General features: G+C 34.1%; 19 protein-coding genes and 6 tRNA genes. 2 read left to right on the forward strand and 23 right to left on the reverse strand.

The window, feature by feature from the left end:
• Nucleotides 1-32: 32 nt before the first annotated feature.
• From phoU to IEV35_RS05255, 12 genes are all read right to left on the reverse strand, one after another.
• On the reverse strand, nucleotides 33-692 hold the full coding sequence (phoU, locus tag IEV35_RS05200) for a phosphate signaling complex protein PhoU (RefSeq protein WP_188383645.1): 660 nt from the start codon (nucleotides 690-692) through the stop codon (nucleotides 33-35).
• A gap of 137 nt (nucleotides 693-829) precedes the next feature.
• A complete protein-coding gene (locus IEV35_RS05205; RefSeq protein ID WP_188383646.1) occupies nucleotides 830-2,959 on the reverse strand; it encodes a peptidoglycan D,D-transpeptidase FtsI family protein in 2,130 nt (709 codons plus the stop codon).
• 64 nt (nucleotides 2,960-3,023) lie between these two features.
• Complete coding sequence (locus IEV35_RS05210; protein WP_188383647.1) at nucleotides 3,024-4,298, reverse strand: MFS transporter; 1,275 nt, start codon at nucleotides 4,296-4,298, stop codon at nucleotides 3,024-3,026.
• 123 nt (nucleotides 4,299-4,421) lie between these two features.
• Nucleotides 4,422-5,033, reverse strand: a complete 612-nt coding sequence (sodA, locus tag IEV35_RS05215; RefSeq protein ID WP_188383648.1) for a superoxide dismutase SodA — start codon at nucleotides 5,031-5,033, stop codon at nucleotides 4,422-4,424.
• Nucleotides 5,034-5,568: 535 nt separating this feature from the next.
• Nucleotides 5,569-5,644: transfer RNA gene (locus tag IEV35_RS05220), tRNA-Phe, on the reverse strand.
• A 188-nt stretch (nucleotides 5,645-5,832) separates the two neighbouring features.
• Nucleotides 5,833-5,925: transfer RNA gene (locus IEV35_RS05225), tRNA-Ser, on the reverse strand.
• Nucleotides 5,926-5,934: 9 nt separating this feature from the next.
• Nucleotides 5,935-6,011: transfer RNA gene (locus IEV35_RS05230), tRNA-Ile, on the reverse strand.
• 13 nt (nucleotides 6,012-6,024) lie between these two features.
• Nucleotides 6,025-6,100, reverse strand: a tRNA-His gene (locus IEV35_RS05235).
• A gap of 26 nt (nucleotides 6,101-6,126) precedes the next feature.
• Nucleotides 6,127-6,203 (reverse strand) — tRNA-Met (locus IEV35_RS05240).
• A gap of 8 nt (nucleotides 6,204-6,211) precedes the next feature.
• Nucleotides 6,212-6,286 (reverse strand) — tRNA-Asn (locus IEV35_RS05245).
• 416 nt (nucleotides 6,287-6,702) lie between these two features.
• Entirely contained in the window at nucleotides 6,703-8,331 is a 1,629-nt protein-coding gene (locus tag IEV35_RS05250) for a Na/Pi cotransporter family protein (RefSeq protein WP_188383649.1), read from the reverse strand.
• A gap of 216 nt (nucleotides 8,332-8,547) precedes the next feature.
• On the reverse strand, nucleotides 8,548-9,177 hold the full coding sequence (locus IEV35_RS05255) for an NfeD family protein (RefSeq protein WP_188383650.1): 630 nt from the start codon (nucleotides 9,175-9,177) through the stop codon (nucleotides 8,548-8,550).
• An 83-nt stretch (nucleotides 9,178-9,260) separates the two neighbouring features.
• Here IEV35_RS05255 and yqfZ point away from each other — a divergent pair, with 83 nt between their 5' ends.
• Complete coding sequence (yqfZ, locus tag IEV35_RS05260; RefSeq protein WP_188383651.1) at nucleotides 9,261-9,584, forward strand: protein YqfZ; 324 nt, start codon at nucleotides 9,261-9,263, stop codon at nucleotides 9,582-9,584.
• 30 nt (nucleotides 9,585-9,614) lie between these two features.
• Here yqfZ and IEV35_RS05265 read toward each other — a convergent pair whose 3' ends face one another.
• Nucleotides 9,615-9,995, reverse strand: coding sequence for a hypothetical protein (locus IEV35_RS05265; RefSeq protein ID WP_188383652.1), 381 nt, complete (start codon nucleotides 9,993-9,995; stop codon nucleotides 9,615-9,617).
• Nucleotides 9,996-10,154: 159 nt separating this feature from the next.
• On the opposite strand from IEV35_RS05265, the gene IEV35_RS05270 reads away from it, so the two are divergent.
• Complete coding sequence (locus IEV35_RS05270) at nucleotides 10,155-10,439, forward strand: DUF2624 domain-containing protein (protein ID WP_188383653.1); 285 nt, start codon at nucleotides 10,155-10,157, stop codon at nucleotides 10,437-10,439.
• A gap of 42 nt (nucleotides 10,440-10,481) precedes the next feature.
• On the opposite strand, the gene IEV35_RS05275 is transcribed toward IEV35_RS05270, so the two are convergent.
• The 10 genes from IEV35_RS05275 to ccpN form a co-directional block, all read right to left on the reverse strand.
• Nucleotides 10,482-11,375 (reverse strand): deoxyribonuclease IV, encoded by an 894-nt coding sequence (locus IEV35_RS05275; protein ID WP_188383654.1) that lies wholly within the window; start codon nucleotides 11,373-11,375, stop codon nucleotides 10,482-10,484.
• A 14-nt stretch (nucleotides 11,376-11,389) separates the two neighbouring features.
• Complete coding sequence (locus tag IEV35_RS05280; protein ID WP_188383655.1) at nucleotides 11,390-12,706, reverse strand: DEAD/DEAH box helicase; 1,317 nt, start codon at nucleotides 12,704-12,706, stop codon at nucleotides 11,390-11,392.
• A gap of 35 nt (nucleotides 12,707-12,741) precedes the next feature.
• On the reverse strand, nucleotides 12,742-13,851 hold the full coding sequence (locus IEV35_RS05285) for a Nif3-like dinuclear metal center hexameric protein (protein WP_188383656.1): 1,110 nt from the start codon (nucleotides 13,849-13,851) through the stop codon (nucleotides 12,742-12,744).
• Nucleotides 13,832-14,545, reverse strand: coding sequence for a tRNA (adenine(22)-N(1))-methyltransferase (locus IEV35_RS05290; RefSeq protein WP_188383657.1), 714 nt, complete (start codon nucleotides 14,543-14,545; stop codon nucleotides 13,832-13,834). Before IEV35_RS05290 ends, IEV35_RS05285 begins: the two co-directional genes overlap by 20 nt.
• Before the next feature lie 77 nt (nucleotides 14,546-14,622).
• A complete protein-coding gene (gene cccA / locus IEV35_RS05295) occupies nucleotides 14,623-14,985 on the reverse strand; it encodes a cytochrome c550 (RefSeq protein ID WP_188383658.1) in 363 nt (120 codons plus the stop codon).
• 70 nt (nucleotides 14,986-15,055) lie between these two features.
• Nucleotides 15,056-15,607 (reverse strand): hypothetical protein, encoded by a 552-nt coding sequence (locus IEV35_RS05300; protein ID WP_188383659.1) that lies wholly within the window; start codon nucleotides 15,605-15,607, stop codon nucleotides 15,056-15,058.
• A gap of 96 nt (nucleotides 15,608-15,703) precedes the next feature.
• On the reverse strand, nucleotides 15,704-16,822 hold the full coding sequence (rpoD, locus tag IEV35_RS05305) for an RNA polymerase sigma factor RpoD (RefSeq protein ID WP_188383660.1): 1,119 nt from the start codon (nucleotides 16,820-16,822) through the stop codon (nucleotides 15,704-15,706).
• A 33-nt stretch (nucleotides 16,823-16,855) separates the two neighbouring features.
• Nucleotides 16,856-18,658 (reverse strand): DNA primase, encoded by a 1,803-nt coding sequence (gene dnaG / locus IEV35_RS05310; RefSeq protein ID WP_188383661.1) that lies wholly within the window; start codon nucleotides 18,656-18,658, stop codon nucleotides 16,856-16,858.
• Between the two features lie 460 nt (nucleotides 18,659-19,118).
• A complete protein-coding gene (locus IEV35_RS05315; RefSeq protein WP_188383662.1) occupies nucleotides 19,119-19,919 on the reverse strand; it encodes a pyruvate, water dikinase regulatory protein in 801 nt (266 codons plus the stop codon).
• Between the two features lie 19 nt (nucleotides 19,920-19,938).
• A complete protein-coding gene (ccpN, locus tag IEV35_RS05320; RefSeq protein WP_188383663.1) occupies nucleotides 19,939-20,601 on the reverse strand; it encodes a transcriptional regulator CcpN in 663 nt (220 codons plus the stop codon).
• Nucleotides 20,602-20,616: the final 15 nt, after the last annotated feature.

Genomic DNA, 20,616 nt, shown 5'->3' on the forward strand with positions numbered 1-20,616 from the left:
AATACCTCTTCCTTTTTTTATTAATTTTTAACTTAATCGTTTAAATCAACAATTTCACCTTTTACTAAAAACACAATGCTTTCGCCAATATTTGTAATATGATCGCATGTACGTTCAATAAAACGTGCACTAAAAGCAATTTGCATGACATATTGAACTTGATCTGAGTTCATCGCTTTTTTACTTAACATATCTGTTACAACTTGTTTATAGAGTTTATCTACCTTATCATCCATATCGGCTAATTTGAGAGCAGTCTGAATATCTTCGTTTTGAAAAGCACTTACTGCTGTTTCTAACATTACCAATGCATGATCACGCATAATTTTCAATTCTCTAGGAAGTTCATCCTGGTAGTCTTCTCCTAAGCGCATCGCTGCTTTTGATATATTTTTTGCATTATCCCCAATTCTTTCTAAGTCAGTCACAACACGAAGAGCAATGATTAAACGCCGTAAATCAGTTGCAACTGGTTGTTGCTTGGCAATCATTAAAATTACTTTATCATTAATTGCCGCTTCATTCTTATCGATTATTTTGTCATCTTCTACAATTTTCTTCGCAAGTTCAATGTCTTGATTAAATAATGCATCAATCGAATCACTAAATGCTTTTTTCGCTTGATTAGCCAACGAAATTATATCCTGAATTAATTCATCCATTTCGTTCTGATATTGTTCCCGAATTCGCATATTTCGTCTCCCCTTTACTATAATCATAACTTCTTAATATGAATTACGTATTAACAGTTTGTAAAGTTATTGTGAAGTTACAAATCTTAAATCTATAAAAATACCCTAAGGCACAAAAATTAGCCTTAGGGTTCAACTTATTCATTTTCTTCCTCTGTCTCTTCTTCATTCTCATCATTTTCTTGTTCAGTATTATTATTTGCACGTTTTTCTTTTAATTCGAAATATGCATCGAAAATTCGTTTCGTAATGTCACTATTAATTCTTGTTTCATCCAGATCAAGCTGAGGAACAATTACTGATATTGCAATTTCTGGATTATCATGTGGTGCATAGGCAACCATTGTTAAATTAATTGTATCAATTTCATTTCCATCAACAAAGAATTTAAATTGGGCGGTTCCAGTCTTTCCAGCGGGACTATAGTCGACGTCTCTAAAGTAACTATACGCTGTTCCACCTGGTGCTTGGAACACTTGTCGGAAACCTTCTTGAACTCGATTAAGTAAAGAATCATCCATTGTAATCTTGTTTAATATATTCGTATTCATACTTCTATATATATTACCAAGCCCATCCTCTTCTGAAGTTGGATTACGGACTTCTTTAACAAATTGGGGTTGGACGCGATACCCTCCATTAGCTATAGTCGATACATACTGAGCTAATTGCATTGCCGTATACGTATCGTATTGTCCAAATGCAAATTGCTGAAATAAACCTGCAGCACCTTCCACATTTATTGAGCCTACATAACCAGGTGATTCTTCTGGAAAATCAACACCTGTTTTTACCCCTAATCCAAATTGGTTAAAATAATAACGCATGTCATAAAAGGCATTCCGATTAAAACTAACTGACTTCCCAGGTTTATAATTATACTCTCCACCCATTCTCATCGCTATATATGCCATATAGACGTTGGAGGATAATCGTAATGCATCGATGTCATTTACCATCCCTAAGTTTTTCCAGGAACTAACAGTTGGTGACCCTGCTATTTTAATTGGTGTATCAAATTCGCGATGACCAGGGCTAATTACTCCTGAATCGTAACCTGCTAACACGGTTGCACCTTTTATGGTAGAACCGGGTATATGGGCATCGTGTAATGCCTTGTACGGGGCGTCTATTATTTTAGTTTTATCTTTATTAAGAGACTGACCTGATACAGCTAATAGTTCACCAGTATTCGGATCCATAGCAACAGCAATCATATCACGAAGATATTTATTGTTACCACCTCTTGTAGCTGCTTCTAATTCAGAACGCAATATTTCATCGACCATCTGTTGAAATTCCATATCGATTGTCAATATTAAATCTTTACCACTTTCTCCTGGAACTACAACTTCAGAATTTAGTATGACACCACTTTTACTCATCGTATATTTTACTTGTTCTTTACGACCTCTTAGAATGTCTTCATATTGGAATTCTAAACCTTCTTGGCCTACCCGATCATTTCGGTTATATCCTTTCGCTAAATAATAATCTACTCTTTCAGCCGGAATTCCTTGTTTTTCTGTTGACACATCTCCAAGTAACCCTTGTATTGTATCTTCATAAGGGTATTCCCTTACCCAATCTGTTGTAGCATTGATTCCTGGTAATAAGGCTAGATGTTCTGCTACTCTTGCATATTCTTCTGGTGTTACATTTTCACTTTTTACTACTTGCGGAGTTAGTGCAAAAGCTCGGTCTAATTCTCTTTTAATAAGAATAATTTCATAATCATCTTCTGTCAGATTACTATTAAATTCTTGTTCCGTAATCCTCTCTAAAATCGTTCTGTATTGTTCTGCCGGCTTCATTTCACTTGCTTCTTCATCCGTCAGTTTATTAAGTGCTTCTTCTTCATTTAGCAAATACCAATATTCCTTTTTTTCCCGATCTGTTATTCGCTCAATTTGTTCTTTTTTATCCTTTTTATTTGGTTTAAACATATTAATATACTTAGAAAGTTTTTGAGCTACTTCCAGTCGTTCTTTTGCCTGTACCCCTTTTTGAGGTGTATACGTAATAGCATACATCGGTTTATTTTTGACAATTACATTGTAATTTCTATCATAAATTTCACCACGTGGAACAGGTAATTTCGTTATATCTTGTGTAGTCTTTTCAATCTCTTTTTGAAACTCTTCACCTTTAAGTATTTGAACTACACCTAGTTGCAAGATGAGTACAGCAAATAATAAAAACACAACGAAAAATAATATATTTAAACGAAAGGGAAGTTGGGCCTTTTTCTTTTTTTCTTTTTTCATTTTTCTCCCCCAAAACAATTAATAGTCTCTTTCTCATGGTATATTATATCATTTTATATAATGTTTAACGATTTTTTTCATCGGAAATTTGGTCTTTAATCATTACTGCTTTTTTAAAGGAACTCTTCAATCCAATTTTCCTAATAAAGAAATATACACCTAAATGTAAAGCACCAAAAACAACTAATAATATTGGTATAATCGATTCCGTTTCAAAGATAGTTATTCCAATGATAAAAAAGACAATAGAGACTACCCTTCCTATATTTAAAAATAACTCTCTCACAACAATATACTCAATTCTTAAATCAGCAGCTTTCCACGCTTTTCCTATCACATCATACGTCATCGATATATATGGTACGTTAATAATTGGATAGGCTATTCCAATAATAATTCCATATAAGATTAATGTGAAATAACTCGCATGAGCAATGATAAGAAATAGTGATAAGTACAACATAAGGCTACCAATTAGTATCGCTTTTCTTCTTCGATTGGGTTTTATAAATTTGGTAGCAAGATAGTAAAACACAAATGAGAAACCAGAAAAATATAAATTAAACATTCCAAGCGATAACTCACTTTGTGTCACAATATAAACCCAAATGGTTATAACAAAAAGAAAGATCCCTTCCCGTAGCCCTTGAAATAGGTGGGCATTTAAAATTCGATTCCAGTTTTTATTATTCTTTCTTTCTTGAACAATCCTCTTAAATAAATATACTCCTTCAGCAGGTCTTCTTTGTAAAAAGAAACTGCAAATAACGGCACAAATAAACAAAAGAAAAGATACTGTAAATATAGTACTATATCCAATATTCGCTTCCATCTTGGAAATGATAAAACCTGCAGAGAATGGCCCTACCATACCGCCGAGTGATTGTAATATCCCAAGAAACCCATTAAAAAAGTCTCTCGTTTCTGGCTCAGTAATTTCAAATGTAAGCACATTGAATGCTAACCAATAAAATCCATAGCCAATACCTAAAAGACTCCCAAGTAAAAAGTTAAAGTATGCTGCATGCTCTCCAATTAGTAACACAGTTAAAAAAAATAAAGATAAAAAGGATACTCCTAACCTCAATACAATGACTCGATCTACTTTTTTAGCAATTTTACCTGCAATAATAAATGTTATTGGTTGCAGAATAAATATCGCTAAATTGTAAGTTGCAATGGTGTAGAAATTTCCCTCTGCTTGCTTCCATAAGTATACGTTCACAAACGTATTTGATAGGTAAAGACCGAGTGAGTATAAACCACCTATTACTAATAAAAGAATTAAATCTCGATTAATTTCTGTTGTTCCAATAACCTTTTGTAAGGTTTTATTCATAGTGAATTGCCCCTTTTCTCTCTCTTTCTTTAGTGTGAACAATTCAATATGAGATATACGAAAAGAAAAAAAGAAGGATACTATGGAGAAACCATAGATATCCTTCTCATCTTTTCAATTAACTTATTTTGCTTCGTTATAGTTTTTAGCTACTTCTTCCCAATTTACTACATTCCAGAATGCAGAAACATAATCAGGACGACGGTTTTGATAGTTAAGATAATAAGCATGCTCCCAAACGTCTAATCCTAGTAATGGAGTTTTACCTTCCATTAATGGAGAATCTTGGTTTGGTGTGCTCGTAACTTCTACTTCACCATTGTTTAATACTAACCAAGCCCAACCAGAACCGAAACGACCTTTTGCTGCTGTTTCGAATTCTTCTTTAAATTTATCAAAGCTACCGAATTTAGCATTAATTTTTTCAGCTAGTTCACCAGTTGGCTCACCGCCACCATTTGGAGAAAGAACTTTCCAGAATAGGCTGTGGTTAGCATGGCCACCACCATTATTACGTACAGCTGTACGAACACTTTCAGGAACAGCATCAAGATTGCTAACTAGATCCTCTAGTGACTTCCCTTGTAGATCTGCTTGCCCTTCAAGAGCAGCATTTAAATTTGTTACATAAGTATTATGATGCTTTGTATGATGGATGTTCATTGTTTCTTTGTCAATATGTGGCTCTAATGCATCATATGCATAAGGTAATTCTGGTAATTCAAATTTTGCCATAATGAATTCCTCCTAATAAATTAAGTTATACAAAGGATATGGTACCCTTTAATAGAAAGATTATCATTCGTTACCATATCTTGCAAATTTTTTGCCTAATAAAATCAATCTGGATCTCATATACTTTTTAAACGGAATTTAGATGAGTTTGTGCATGAGACCTGCTCTCATAAACTATTTGAATAGAATTTAGATGAATTTGTGCATGAGACCTGCTCTCATGTACTTTTTGAATGGAATTTAGATGAATTTGTGCATGAGGTTAGTTCTCATATACTTTTTGAATAGAAATTTAGATGAATATGTGCATGAGACCTGCTGTCATATACTTTTTAATTAGTTTTTTTATAAAAATGCACATGAGACTAACTCTCATATACTTTCCAATCAGAATTTAGATAAATTTGTGCATGAGAAACAATCTCATATAGTTTTTAATCAATGTTAGAGGGAATTGTTCAAGAGGATGTTAATTGTTACTTGTACATTCATTTTTATAACAATAAAAAAACAAGCCTATCAGCTTGTACATAAATGGTGGCTTGGGACGGAATCGAACCGCCGACACATGGATTTTCAGTCCATTGCTCTACCGACTGAGCTACCAAGCCATAGCTTATTAAGTTAACTTTTTAAAATAGTATAGACATTATGTTCCTAGTAGTACCACTGTGTCCCTGCTTCTACTAGTTTAATCAAGGATGTGTATCCATCGGGACAGGCCTGCACTTAGATGTTAATTCGTGGATGCAAGCGGCCAGCTACCAAGCCATAGGTTATTAAGTTATAAAAATTAAAATGGAGGAGGTAGAGGGATTCGAACCCCCGCGCGGTTTGACCCGCCTGTCGGTTTTCAAGACCGATCCCTTCAGCCAGACTTGGGTATACCTCCGAGTTTTAATGGTGGACCCTGCAGGACTCGAACCTGCGACCGATCGGTTATGAGCCGATAGCTCTAACCAACTGAGCTAAGGGTCCGTATTACATTATATGGGGCGATCGGTGGGAATCGAACCCACGAGTGCCGGAGCCACAATCCGGTGCGTTAACCCCTTCGCCACGACCGCCATGATGTTAATGTTTTAAAAGTAAATGGTAGCGGCGGAGGGGATCGAACCCACGACCTCACGGGTATGAACCGTACGCTCTCGCCAGCTGAGCTACGCCGCCATGTTTATTGGCTCCACAGGTAGGATTCGAACCTACGACCGATCGGTTAACAGCCGATTGCTCTACCACTGAGCTACTGTGGAATAATTAAAATTTAATTACTTACTACTTTAAAAACTTAATCCAAGGTGCTGACCCCTGCGTCTTCTAGTTTATTCGAAGATGTATATTCCTCGGGGTTACTCGTAGCATATTCGGTGGAAGTGATGCTCGTCTCTACCACTGAGCTACTGTGGAATAATATCTAAAATCTGAATTCTATTAAAACTTGTTTTTTAAAGTAGCACGAGATTTAATTTATCATATTCTAGAATTAATGTCAACAACTTTTTTTAAAAGAAAGAATATGTATTGAAAACGACAATATTTACTATACCACCATTAATAGATTAAAGCAACAAAAAAATTAATAAAATATGAATAAATTTCTTATACACTTATCCGTTAAATAAAAAAACGAGCCAGAGAAATGTCCCCTGGCCCGATATACTTTAGGTTTTTAATGTTCTTCAAGAACAGATTCTGCAATATTAACTGCATGGTCTCCAATTCGTTCTAAGTTGGAGATTATGTCCACAAATACAATACCTGCAGATACACTACATTCCCCTTCATTCATACGAATGATGTGTTTTTTACGGTATGTTCTTTCCATCTTATCTATTTGTTCCTCTTTTTGCATAACAGCTAATGCTTCTTCACGATCTTCTTTTTCTAATGCTTTCACTGCTTGTTTAACAGTTGACATCGTCAAATCAAACATATTCGCTAGATCTTCCTGAGCTTTATCTGTTATAACAACTTTATTGGAGATTTTATAGTCGATTAATTCGATAATATTCTCGAAATGGTCGCCAATTCGTTCGATATCTCTTACCGTGTCCATTAACATGGTGTGTTTTTCACTTTCAAATTCTGATAAAGAACCTCCGGAAATATCAATTAGATAATCTGTTATACTTCTGTCGAGACTATTTAGAGCACCCTCTATTTGTTTAGCCATTTCCGAATGCTTCATTTGGTTCGTAGTTAAATAAAGATTAGTTTCTTCTAGTCCTTGATGAGCGTATTCACCCATACGAATAATTTCCGCCTTTGCCTGATCTAAAGCTAACGCAGAAGACTGTTGAATGAAAATTGGATCCAAATGTTTTGGTTTATACTCAATCGTTGTATCTTTACCTGGTATAATTTTTGTAACAAACCAAGCCAGGAGAGCAATAAATGGAAACTGAATTATAGTGTTAAAAATATTAAAACTACCATGGGCAAACGCAATAGTCATTTCTGCATTAAGGGATAATTGAGTTTGTAAAAACACGATAAATTTTTCAAATAATCCAAGGAAAATAACAAAAATAGTTGTCCCTATTAAGTTAAAAGTAACGTGGACAGCAGCTGCTCTTCTCGCAGCAACAGAAGCTCCTAATGCTGCTAATATAGCTGTTATAGTTGTCCCGACGTTATCCCCAAATAATACTGGCAATGCAGCATCTAATGAGATAGCACCTTCGGAATATAATCCTTGTAAGATTCCAATTGTCGCACTAGAGCTTTGAACAATAAGTGTAAACAATGTACCAACCACAACTCCAAGTACTTCATGTTCACTCATACTAATAGTCAAATCTTGAAATGCTTGCAGAGACCGTAATGGTTTCATCCCACTGCTCATTAATTCTAAACCGAAGAACAATGCACCAAAACCAAATACCGCTTGTCCAACTGCTGTTACCTTTTGATGTTTAAAGAAGAAGATTAAAAAGGCACCTACAGCAAGAATCGGTAATGCATATTCACCAAGATCTATCCCGATAATGAATGCCGTAACAGTTGTCCCAATGTTAGCTCCCATGATAACACCAATAGCTTGTCTAAGTGTCATAAACCCAGCATTAACTAGCCCTACTGTTAGTACTGTAGTTCCTGAACTACTTTGGATTAATACTGTTACAATAATACCTGCTAAAACACCTAGGAAAGGATTACTTGTAAAACGATCTAGAATATCTCGTAATCGATCTCCTGCTGATTTTTGTAATCCATCGCCCATAAATTTAATACCTAATAAAAATATTCCTAAACCACCGATGAATTCAAAAATCAATTTCTGAACATCTATTTCCAATGGATACTCTCCCCCTTTTAGTTAGAAATTATATGTATTTACTTTTAAACACACCTTACTCATTATTGTAAAAACAATTCACTTTGTAAAGTGCTTATTAAAATATTTACATAAAATTTACATTCATTCATGTCAATTTTGTCAAAATATGATGATTACATAGGAGTAGTTTGCCTTTAACCAAAAAAATAATTCTTAAAGGAGATCCCTTAAGAATTATTTTTTAGCTTCAACTAATATTTTTGTACCATCAACTTGAACAACTACAATATTTGTACCCTTTGGAATCCATTGTCCATTAGAAACAGCACTATAATCTTTTTTCCCAATGCGGATAGTACCAACAGGACGCATATCATTTAAAGTAATTCCTTCTTGGTTTAGCAAAGTCAGATATTCTTTATTTATAGAATTGTATCCTGCTTCACTCGTTAATTGATCTTTTAATGTGATTTTGTTCCACATATCTCGACGTTTAAATACTTTTAAGAAGAAAAGTGATCCTCCAATACCTAATAATACTCCTAATACTGCATAAATACCTGCAGCGACGTTTGGTGCTGGTAGCGCTACTGCTGCTAACATGCTAGCTGTACCAATTACCGCTAATGTACCATCATTTAATATTTTTCCATCAATAATAATAAGGACAATTCCTACAAAATAAATAAGTAGCATAAGAATAAGTGAGTTTGTTTCTAAATATACTGAGAAATAAATAGTAATAAATCCTATTCCTAACAAAGCAAAAATCCCACGCATATTAACTAAAATCTCACCAATTAAAAATAATGTAGCCAACCCTGTAATTACTAAAGCAATCCAGTCATAAGAAAATATTTCCATTTCCTTCTCCCTCTCTCGGTAATCTTTCTATATATACGTACGATGATAATAAATGGTTTCATTTATAAGGAGACAAAATAAAAATGAGAAAAACAATTATCACTATTGTTATTATACTATTTTTTATAAGCCTCTATAAAGATTTAACTATCGGTACACCAATTTCATCCAATATAAATCAAAAGAAGGACAACTCTGTAACAGCAGTTAACAATAAATCATTTGATATCGTCAAAATAAAAATTAATCCTGGTGATACGGTAATCACGGTTATAGATCGTTTAAATCCAGAGCTAAATTCATATGATATAGAATTGTTATTAAAAGACTTTTCAGAACTAAATCCAAATGTAGATCCAAATGCACTAATGGTTAATAGGTATTACTTTTTCCCAAAATACAATTAAAAAGAGACTAGGAAAACCTAGCCTCTTTCTTTACACAAATGGTAATATGAATAATGTGATTAAAATCGATATTGCTCCAGCAGCGATTGCAATATTCCCTAAAGTGTTTGCATGACGATTTCTTGCGATGAATCCGACGATAATTCCTGCACCACCTAAAAGAATCGGTGCCCAGAAAAACGAAGCAATGGATAATGCAAGTGCAATCCAGCCAATAGATGTGTTCGCTTCTGCGCCATCGTCATCTTCTAACGTAATGTTTCTTCTGTAATCGTCTGCAGTTAACTCAGCTGCTGTTTCCTCATCACCGCGACTGCTAAATATCCCATCGGTATGTTGAGCTGTATAATGATCGTCTTCGCTGTACTGTGGAGCCTTTTCAACATTATCTGTACGATGTTTATCGTCCATAATTGACCTCCTTCTAATGGATGAGGTGCAATTATAGTTTGTGATGTTTTACTAAATATATAATGGTACTTGTTTCCATGGAAAGTGTATGATTTTTTAAAAACAAGTTGATAGTACAAATTGTATTGCATATAGTGAAACATAAAGGAGTTGTTCCCAATGTCTATATTTATTAAACAAATTATCATCAATAAAATGAGACATATCACTACCGAAGACGTCGCTCATTATTCCAAACAATATGGTTTCTCTATATCAAGAGAACAAGCACAAGAAATTTCTAATTACGTTAGAAGTAAGCAAATCAACCCTTTTGAACGTAGAGAAAGGGAAAAGATGTTGCATGACTTAAGTAAAATTACCGATCGTGAAACTGCCATAAAAGCAAATAAGTTATTTCATGAATTAATTAAGTCTTATGGTTTAGAACATTTATTCCATTAAAAATGCTACCCAAAGAAGGAAAACCTTCTGGGTAGTATTTTTTTATTGGTTCATTATTAATTCTTGTAATTCAGGATTAAATGACCCATTTTTAATCATTTCGATTTCAAATTTATAAGGTGCTTTTTTGCTCTTTTTATCTAGACCAACATATGGTGTTTCAAGTATTTTTGGTAAATCTGCTAGTTGAGGGTGAGTAATAATATAATGTAAAGCATCAAAACCAATATGACCAAAGCCAATATTCTCATGGCGGTCTTTATGTGCTCCACGTTCATTTTTAGAATCATTAACATGAACTACTTTAATTCGATCGACACCGATAATTTTATCGAATTCCGTTAGAACCCCATCAAAGTCATTAACGATATCGTAACCAGCATCATGCACATGACATGTATCCAAGCATACAGATAACTTTTCATTTAATGTTACACCATCGATAATCTTTGCAATTTCATCAAACGTACGACCAATTTCAGAGCCTTTTCCAGCCATTGTTTCTAATGCGATTTGAACTTGATCTTCTTTTTGCAAGACTTCGTTTAAACCTTCAATTATTTTTTTGATTCCATCTTCAGCTCCTGCACCGACATGGGCACCTGGATGGAGTACTATTTGTTTCGCACCAATTGCTTCTGTACGATCAATTTCACTTCTTAGGAAATTTACTCCTAGTTCGAACGTTTCTGGTTTAGTCGTATTACCGATATTAATTATATATGGCGCATGAACAACTATATCTGCAATACCATTTTCTTGCATGTGTTTTAATCCTTCTTCAATATTTAATTCTTCAATAGGCTTTCTTCTAGTATTTTGTGGCGCACCTGTGTAAATCATAAAAGTATTTGCACCATAAGAAACAGCCTCTTCACTTGAGGCTAATAACATTTTCTTTCCACTCATTGATACATGTGATCCAATTTTTAGCATCGTTATTTCTCCCCCTATTTACTTCTCTTTTGCTGCGACTTTTTAACAATCCTTCTCTTTATTGATTCTTGTTGCTTCTTCATCTTTTTCTTATAACCTGGTTTCACCTTTTTCGGCTTACGAACTTGTTTCCATGCTTCTTTTTCAACATTCGTTGTCGTTTTCAGGCGGAGATTACGTTCATTCCACGCTTTAGCATCTTGCCACTGACCATCTCTGACATCATAGAAAACAAATTCAAGCCCTTTTTGCTGTAATTTCTCAATTAATTTAATATCTTCTTCACGATAAAGGCTAATTGCAGTACCTTCCATACCAGCTCGAGCAGTTCTTCCAACACGATGTATATAAAATTCCTCTTCCTTTGGTAATTGAGCATTAATTACATGACTAACCCCTTTAATGTCAATACCTCTAGATGCCAAGTCCGTTGCCACAATGTACTGATACTTCAAGCTCTGTATCTCTTTTAATATCCTTTTTCGTTCTCTTGGGGACAGTCCCCCATGAATAATCCCAACATTTAAGCCTCTCTGAAGGAGTTTATCATGAAGTTTATCTGCATTTTCTTTCCCATTTGTAAAAATAATTGCTAAATAAGGATTTATCGCCTTTGAAATTTGAAAAATAATGTCATCTTCTTCACGATGTTTAACAGAAATTAACCGATGTTCCATTGTTTCTGGTGACAATTCATTATCAATTTTTACATGCAATGGATTTTCTAAATATTTCTTGAAAAAATGTTCCAATCGTTGTGGAATCGTAGCTGAAAACACCATTAGTTGAATATCTTCTTTACAACGCACTAACAGTTGATCTACATCAGTAATAAATCCTAAATCAAGCATTAAATCAGCTTCATCAATAACAAAAGTAGTTGCTGAATAAATGGAAATTGCCTCTTCTTTCACTAAGTCAAGAATTCTGCCAGGTGTACCAACAATGATATGAGGTGGCTCCTTTAACTTCTCAGCCATCTTATGTCTATCTGTTCCCCCGACTAGCAATTTGGCTTTCCATTCTTGTTCCTTATTTGCAAGTTTAATTATTTTCTTAACTTCATCATACAACTGTGTTGCAAGCTCACGTGTAGGTGCGGTAATTACACTTTGCACTTGTTTTTTCTCACTAATCAGCTGATTGAATATTGGGATTAAGAAGGAATGCGTTTTACCTGATCCTGTATGGGATTGACCTATTACGCTTTCTCCTTTTAGAATTGCAGGAATTACTTTAGACTGAATTTCTGTAGGTGTTTTAAATTGTAGTTTTTCAATTACTTCTAACATGGTTGAATTTAAAGATATTGATTTAAACGTTCTATTCATGGAACTTCTCCTTTAACTGCCTAACATACAATAAATTATCTATATTGAAATGGGTCAGTATTCGTTTCTGATATAATAATATCAACATTAGTAAGCTTATCTTGCAAATACTTCTGTGTACCAGTTTTCATAATTTGTTCTATATAGTGTCCAGCATCAATTACAGCAAGTCCAAGTTCAATTGCTTCCTGTGCAAAATGAAAAGTCATATCACCTGTAATAAGTACATCGGCCTTTTGACGTAGTGCATGATAAATATACTTCTCACCACTCCCCCCGAGGACAGCAACACGGTTTATTCTTTTTGACAAGTTACCAGATACTTTGACATGGCTTAGTCCTAGGGAGTTTTTAACATGATCGACAAATGAATCTAAAGACATTTCTTCATTTATGGTGCCGATACGACCAATCCCTAATTTCTCCCCATCCATTTTTAATGGGTAAACATCATAGGCTACTTCTTCATAAGGATGGGCAGCAATTACTGAATCTATTACATTTGGTAATATAGATTCTTTTACAATTGTTTCTACTTTTACCTCTTTTACTTTTTCTAATTCATTCTGTTTCCCAATAAACGGTTCCGCATCAGCTAACGGCATAAACGTTCCAGTACCTTTCGTTTGAAACGTACAATGACTGTAATTTCCTAGATGTCCTGCTCCTTCTTTTGATAGAGCATCGACAACTTGATTTAAATGTGTTTCTGGAACATAAACAGCTAACTTATAAAGAAATTTCTCCCCTTCTGTTTTTAAAATCTCTTTATTGTTTATTCCCAATACTTCACATAGCATATCATTTACTCCACCATCTGCGATATCTAAATTAGTATGAGCAGCATAAACGGTGATATTATTGGCGATTAACTTATGGATAATTCGTCCTTTCCAAGTATCCAAATTTAGTTGATTCAGTGGTTTAAACAGAAGTGGGTGATGGGCAATTATTAAATCAACTTTATTTTCAATTGCTTCATCAACTACAGATTCTATTACGTCAAGGGTAACCATAATTTTTCGTACCGGTTGGTTATGGGATCCTATTTGTAATCCAACATTATCCCAGTCATAGGCAAGGTTTTTTGGAGCCCATGCCTCTATCAATTTAAAGACATCTGAATTAGTTACCGTTTTCCCCATCTTGTAACACCTCCTCAATCCAACTTATTTGTTCTTGGAACCCTTTAATTTTGTTAGTATCTCTTACTTTAGCTTGTTTCATTTGTTCAATCACTCGTTGTAACTTTTCTTTCTCTTGCTTCCACTTTTCTAAGAACAATCTATCTTTTTTCTGTAATAAGAAAGGTCCAAATAATAGCTCCTGTTCAGTTAACTGATACTTGTCTGAAGTTCTGACACCGACAATAATTTCATAAATATGGCCATTTTCTTCAAGTATAACTTCATCAGCTATTTTAAAGCCATTGACCACATACCACGTCCTCACATTTTTCTCGTCAACATTAGGTTGTGCTACTATTAACTCAACATTTCCTAGCTTTTCCTTCCCATTCTCTAGTATTGATCGTATTAAAGCTCCACCCATTCCGGCAATGACAAGTTGATTGACCTCATTTGGTTGTAACACCGCTAACCCATCACCTAGTCTAGCATCAATGACATCGTTTAAACCATATTTATTTATAGTCTCTAAGGCACTGCTAAGAGGTCCTTTATTCACTTCACCAGCAATCGCTTGTGCACTAGAGTCTTGTTGACAAACATAACATGCTAAATAAGCATGATCTGAGCCAATATCAGCAAAATTTGCACCTTTAGGTAGATAGGAAGCGACCTTTAATAATCGCTTCGACAGTTTAATTTCTTCTGTCATGTTTTACCTCCATATCAATAAAAAGTATAAAAGAAAAGCTTTCTGAATTATAGCAGAAAGCTTTCCCCCATCTTTATTTATTTTTTCTCACTTAACCACTCAGATATAATATCAATTTCTTTTGGATCTAATTGATTTGAGAATGCAGGCATAATACCTTTACCATTTGAGATGACTTCTTTAATTTCATCTAATGATAATTCTGCACCGATAGTTGTCAGTGCTGGACCAGCTGCACCTGAAAGATCTGCAGCATGACAGCTTAAACAACTAGCTGCATAGATTTCTTCCGGGTCTTCCATAATTTGTCCTTCTGCTTGTCCTTCATCTCCACCTGCAATTTCATCTCTTTGGTTTACACCAACGAATGAAATTACAATTGTTGCAAGAATCCCTATAACAGCAATTATTGCAAAAGGAATGATTGGGTTTCGTTTCATTAGTATTTCCTCCTTATGTATCCCAGGAATATAATATTCCACATAGCTATATCTATTCTATATGAAAAACTCAATAGTTAAAAGAAAAAAGATGTGAAAAGTTTGCGAACAATAAAATTATAAATGCAATAATACTTGAAATCATTAAATAGCGATATTTAAATATGATACCACATACTAACCAACTAATGAAATTGACACCAAATAAAATATACGCATATAGTGATTGGAGTGTCAATATAGTAACAAGTAAGTCGGTTACAACTAATAATAAAAGCAAAGAGACAACAATAGGAATATGAATATAGGTGGATTGTTGATTCCACAAATATATAAAGACCCAAATTGCGTATGAAACAAAAAGAATTAAAATACTAAGTTGCAAAAAAGAATTAAATTGAGTAAAATAAACTACAAGAAATGAAAACGGTACCATCAAAAACAATAATATTACTTGAACAACTAGCAACGGATTTAGTTTCCATTTCTTTTTAGTAGAAAGTGATTCATCCCCTTGCGTATATAAAGCAAGTAAAAAATCACACTGTGTCTCTGGAAGTAGTTTATGATCTTTCCAATATTTGATTTCTCGTACAATTATTTGTGTACGATTGTCTGCCAACTTCATCACCCCGTTGCAGTCAAAAGCTGATTTTACTAGACAATATAAAGAAGAAAAGTCTATGCCCTTAGAACACGACAAAGACTTTTCCTAATTTTAATCTAAAAAGTCTTTCAAACGCTTACTACGACTTGGGTGTCTTAATTTACGAAGTGCTTTTGCTTCAATTTGACGAATACGTTCACGAGTAACACCGAATACTTTACCTACTTCTTCCAGTGTACGAGTACGACCGTCATCTAGTCCGAAACGTAATCGAAGAACATTTTCTTCACGATCCGTAAGTGTATCAAGTACATCTTCAAGCTGCTCTTTTAGCAGTTCATAGGCAGCGTGATCAGATGGCGAAATTGCTTCTTGATCCTCAATAAAATCACCTAAATGAGAGTCATCTTCTTCACCAATTGGTGTCTCAAGTGATACTGGTTCCTGAGCAATTTTAAGTATCTCGCGAACTTTATCTGGAGTTAAATCCATTTCTTCACCAATTTCTTCTGGTGTTGGTTCACGCCCTAGATCTTGTAAAAGTTGTCTTTGAACCCGGATAAGTTTATTGATTGTTTCAACCATATGAACTGGTATACGAATTGTTCTTGCTTGGTCAGCAATTGCACGGGTAATTGCTTGTCGTATCCACCATGTTGCATACGTACTGAATTTAAAGCCTTTTCGATAATCAAATTTTTCAACAGCTTTTATTAATCCCATATTACCTTCTTGAATTAAATCAAGGAATAACATTCCTCTACCAACATATCGTTTAGCAATACTTACTACAAGTCGTAAGTTTGCTTCTGCTAATCGTTTTTTAGCTTCTTCGTCACCTTGTTCAATACGTGTAGCTAACTCAATTTCTTCCGACGCAGATAATAAATCAACACGCCCAATTTCTTTTAAGTACATTCTAACTGGGTCATTTATTTTTATCCCGATAGGTACACTTAAATCATGTACATCAAATTCTTCTTTTTCTATCTCTTTCATTTTAGGGTCATCTTCTGATTCACCAATTACGTCAATCCCTTGGTCTGCAAGGTTTTCATAGAATTCATCCATTTGATCTGGTTCAATTACGAAATTCGATAAACGATCGGCTATTTCCTCATAAGCAAGAACTCCTCTTTTCTTACCAATTTCAAGAAGTTGTTCTTTCGCTTGTTCTAAAGTTAACTCAGGCTCATTTTCTTTTGTTTGTGAAGGTTTATTTTCAGCCATGAGTCCCCCTCCTTCCATACTACTTCAATCAATTTAAAGTTTAACTTGTCGTTGTAATTCAATAATTTTTAGTGCTATTTTAGCTGCTTTTATAGGGTCATTTTGTTGTTCTGCAAGCTTTTGTTCTGCTTTCAGCTGTTTAATATCAACACCTGTACTACTTTCAGCTCGGATTATATGAAGATAATCATTAATCTCCTTATCACTTATATCTGTCTGTATTGGAATCATTGCAAGTTGTGTGACAAGTGTTCTAATTTTTTCATCAGACAATCTTTCAACAAACAAACTCACATCTTCTCTGTTGCCTTCTTCGTAATAAGCATACAAATGGGTTGCGATAATTTTATGTTCATCAATGTTAAAAGAAGCTCCAATTTCATCTTTCACTTTATTTGCAATAGATTCATTTCCAAGCATATATGCCAATAATTTTCTCTCAGCATTATGAAATGCTGGTAATAATTTACCTCTTGACTTTTCTACCTTATTAGTATATCTGTCTTTCTTGCTCTTATCCTTTACAACGTCTGATTTTTGTCTATATTGTTGGATTTGCGCTAATAATGATTCCATCGAGATATGATATTCAGAACTTAATTCTTTCACATACAATTCTCTCTCAACGGAACTTTCTATTTTGGCTAGTTCCATTAGCACTTTTTCAATGTATTGGATTCTATCAGCTTCAAGACTTAAGTTGTAGTCTTTTTTCAAATATCGCATATAGAAACCAATAAATGTTTGTGCCGTAGCAATGACTTCTTTAGTAAAGGCTTCTCCACCATATTCCCTAATAAAACTATCAGGATCAAGATTATCTTTAAGGCTGGCAATTCTTACTTCTGACCCAACTTGTTGTAATAAAAGGGAAGCTTTATAAGCTGCCTCAACACCTGCATTGTCTCCGTCATAACAAATAATAACCGTTTCTGCATATCTGTTTAGTAATTTTGCTTGTATTTCAGTTAATGCAGTTCCCATAGTTGCTACAACATTTTGGATACCTACTTGATAAGCAGAGATTACATCAATATTTCCTTCAAACAAAATTACTTCATTTTGTTTTCGAATATGTTTCTTTGCTAAGTCAAAATTGTAGAGCATCTTTCCTTTTTGAAAGAGATCCGTCTCTGGGCTATTTAAATATTTTGGTTCCTGTCCTTCAACTGCCCGAGCCGTAAAAGCTACCGTTTTTCCAAGATGATTCCTTAACGGAAAGATAATTCGACCTTGGAAACGGTCCGATACAGAATTGTCTTGATTTCTCCTTAACAATCCATACTTTACAAGCATTTGCTCGTGAAACCCCTTTTTTTGTAAGAAGGTACGAATGAAATCCTTTGTTGTAGGAGCAAAACCTAATTGAAAGGTATCAATTGCTTCTTCTGTAATACCTCTTTCTTTTAAATAAGTTAGCCCATTTTTACCATCCTTCGTATAACGAATGAGATGATGATACAATTTGGTTAACCATTCATGCGCAGAATATGCTTGCTGTGTTTCTTTCGGTAAAGAGGATTCTTTATGAATTGCCTCTGTTGGCAACTCCATTCCCGAACGATCCGCAAGAAATTTCATTGCTTCGTAAAAAGTGAAACTTTCCATTTCCATTAGAAAAGTAATAACATTTCCTCCTTTTCCACAACCAAAACAATGAAATATTTGTTTTTCTTGTGTAACGGAGAAGGAAGGAGTTTTCTCACCATGAAATGGGCAAAGCCCAAAAAAGTTTCTTCCTTGTTTTTTTAATTGAACATATTCTCCAATAACATCAACAATATCATTTGAGTTTCGAATTTGTTCAATTAATTCTTCTGATATTTGATTAGACAATTTCACCACCAGATTTCAGGGATTTATACTTCTAATAATTCGATATCCCAATAATAAAATCCTTCATATTTCGACAAGTTTTTTGCAATTGTCGAAAAAAATACCTTCTATGTATGTAAATTTCTTAGAAGGAAAAGAAGTTATCATGTGCCACAATATTGATACATTAGTTAATTGTTGGCCTAATTGCAGTGTAGAACTTTTATAGTCTTATAATACTATTCTACAAAAAGTTTCAGATTCCTTCTTTAAAATGAATGTTTTATTTTTCTGAATATCCATTCTTCTACAATTGTATAATTTTATACATATCATCTATTTTTACACAAAAAATTATTATAATACATTTTAACAAAAATTACTACTAAACAATTTAAATTATGCACAAATTTTATTAATTATCACCTAAAATTCGTATAAAAGGAGCATTCCCATTAGGGATGCTCCTTTCGTTTAATTACTATTCTTTTAATAAACGTAAGATATGATTTGCTGTTTCTTCTACAGCTTTGTTGGAAACATCAACAACCCTACATCCAATTCTATCCACAATCTTATCAAAATAATCTAATTCCTGATGGATTCTTTGGATATTTGCATAGGTAGCTTGATCTCCTAACCCTAATGCTTTTAGACGTTCTTTTCGAATATCATTTAGTTTCTCTGGACTTATTCTTAATCCAATACATTTATTTGGATCTACCATAAATAATTCTTCTGGCGGTTCTACTTCAGGAACTATTGGAATATTAGCTACGCGTATTCGTTTATGCGCTAAAAATTGAGACAACGGAGTCTTTGACGTTCGAGAAACACCAATTAAAATAATATCGGCTCTCGAAATTCCTCTTGGATCCCTACCATCATCGTATTTAACAGCAAACTCAATAGCTTCCACTTTCTTAAAGTAGTCTTCATCTAATTTATGGACTAATCCAGGTTCCAGACGTGGACTCTTATTAAAATATCTCTCCATAGATTGCAGCATAGGACCCATTATATCAATTGCTTCCACTTGATATTCCGCTGCCTTATTATTTAAATATGTTCTTAAATCTGGATCAACTAAAGTAAATCCAATAATTCCTTGTTCTTCTTTTGCACGGAACAATGTCTCATCAATGGTCTTCTTATCTTCTACATATGGAATCCGCTGAACTTTATAGCTTTGGGTAAATTGGCTTAAACCAGCTTTAATGACTAATTCAGCAGTTTCCCCAACGGAGTCGGATAAGATAAAAACAGATTTTTTTGTATTCATTCATATCATCCCCCTGGGATTATATTTGATTATCTGTTATTAATTCTACAAAAACTTTCGTAATCGTTGTCTTTGTAATACGCCCAATTACTTCTAGCCCATTTGGGGTATCCTTTACAACTGGTAATCCATCAATCTGCTTATTAATAAGTTGTTTTGCTACATCTATAATGAAATCTTCTTTTCTACAAACAGTAATGTTTGGCATTCTAGTCATAATAATATGGACAGGTAAAGCACTTAGATCCTGATTTCCTATAGCAGCACGTAACAAATCTTTCCGGGATACTACTCCTGTCAAACAAGAATTCTCATCTATTATCGATAATGTTCCTACATCTTCAAGAAACATTGTTGATATTGCATCATATACTGATGCACTTTCTTGTACAACGATTGGTACAGAATGATACTCTTGGACTTTATATTTTTTTATTTTCTCTGTTAACAATTCTGAACCAGTTTTACCTGTATAGAAATAACCGACTCTTGGTCTTGCGTCTAAAAATCCAGCCATCGTTAATATGGCTAAATCTGGTCTTAATGTTGCACGAGTCAAGTTCAATCTTTCTGCTATATGCTCTCCTGTAATTGGCCCATTATGTTTAACAATTTCTATTATTTTTTCTTGTCGATTGGATAACTCCACAATTTCACACCACCCAACGGTTAAAAAAGACATACTACATAATAATAT

Source organism: Ornithinibacillus halotolerans (assembly GCF_014637405.1).
GTDB lineage: Bacteria > Bacillota > Bacilli > Bacillales > Amphibacillaceae > Ornithinibacillus > Ornithinibacillus halotolerans.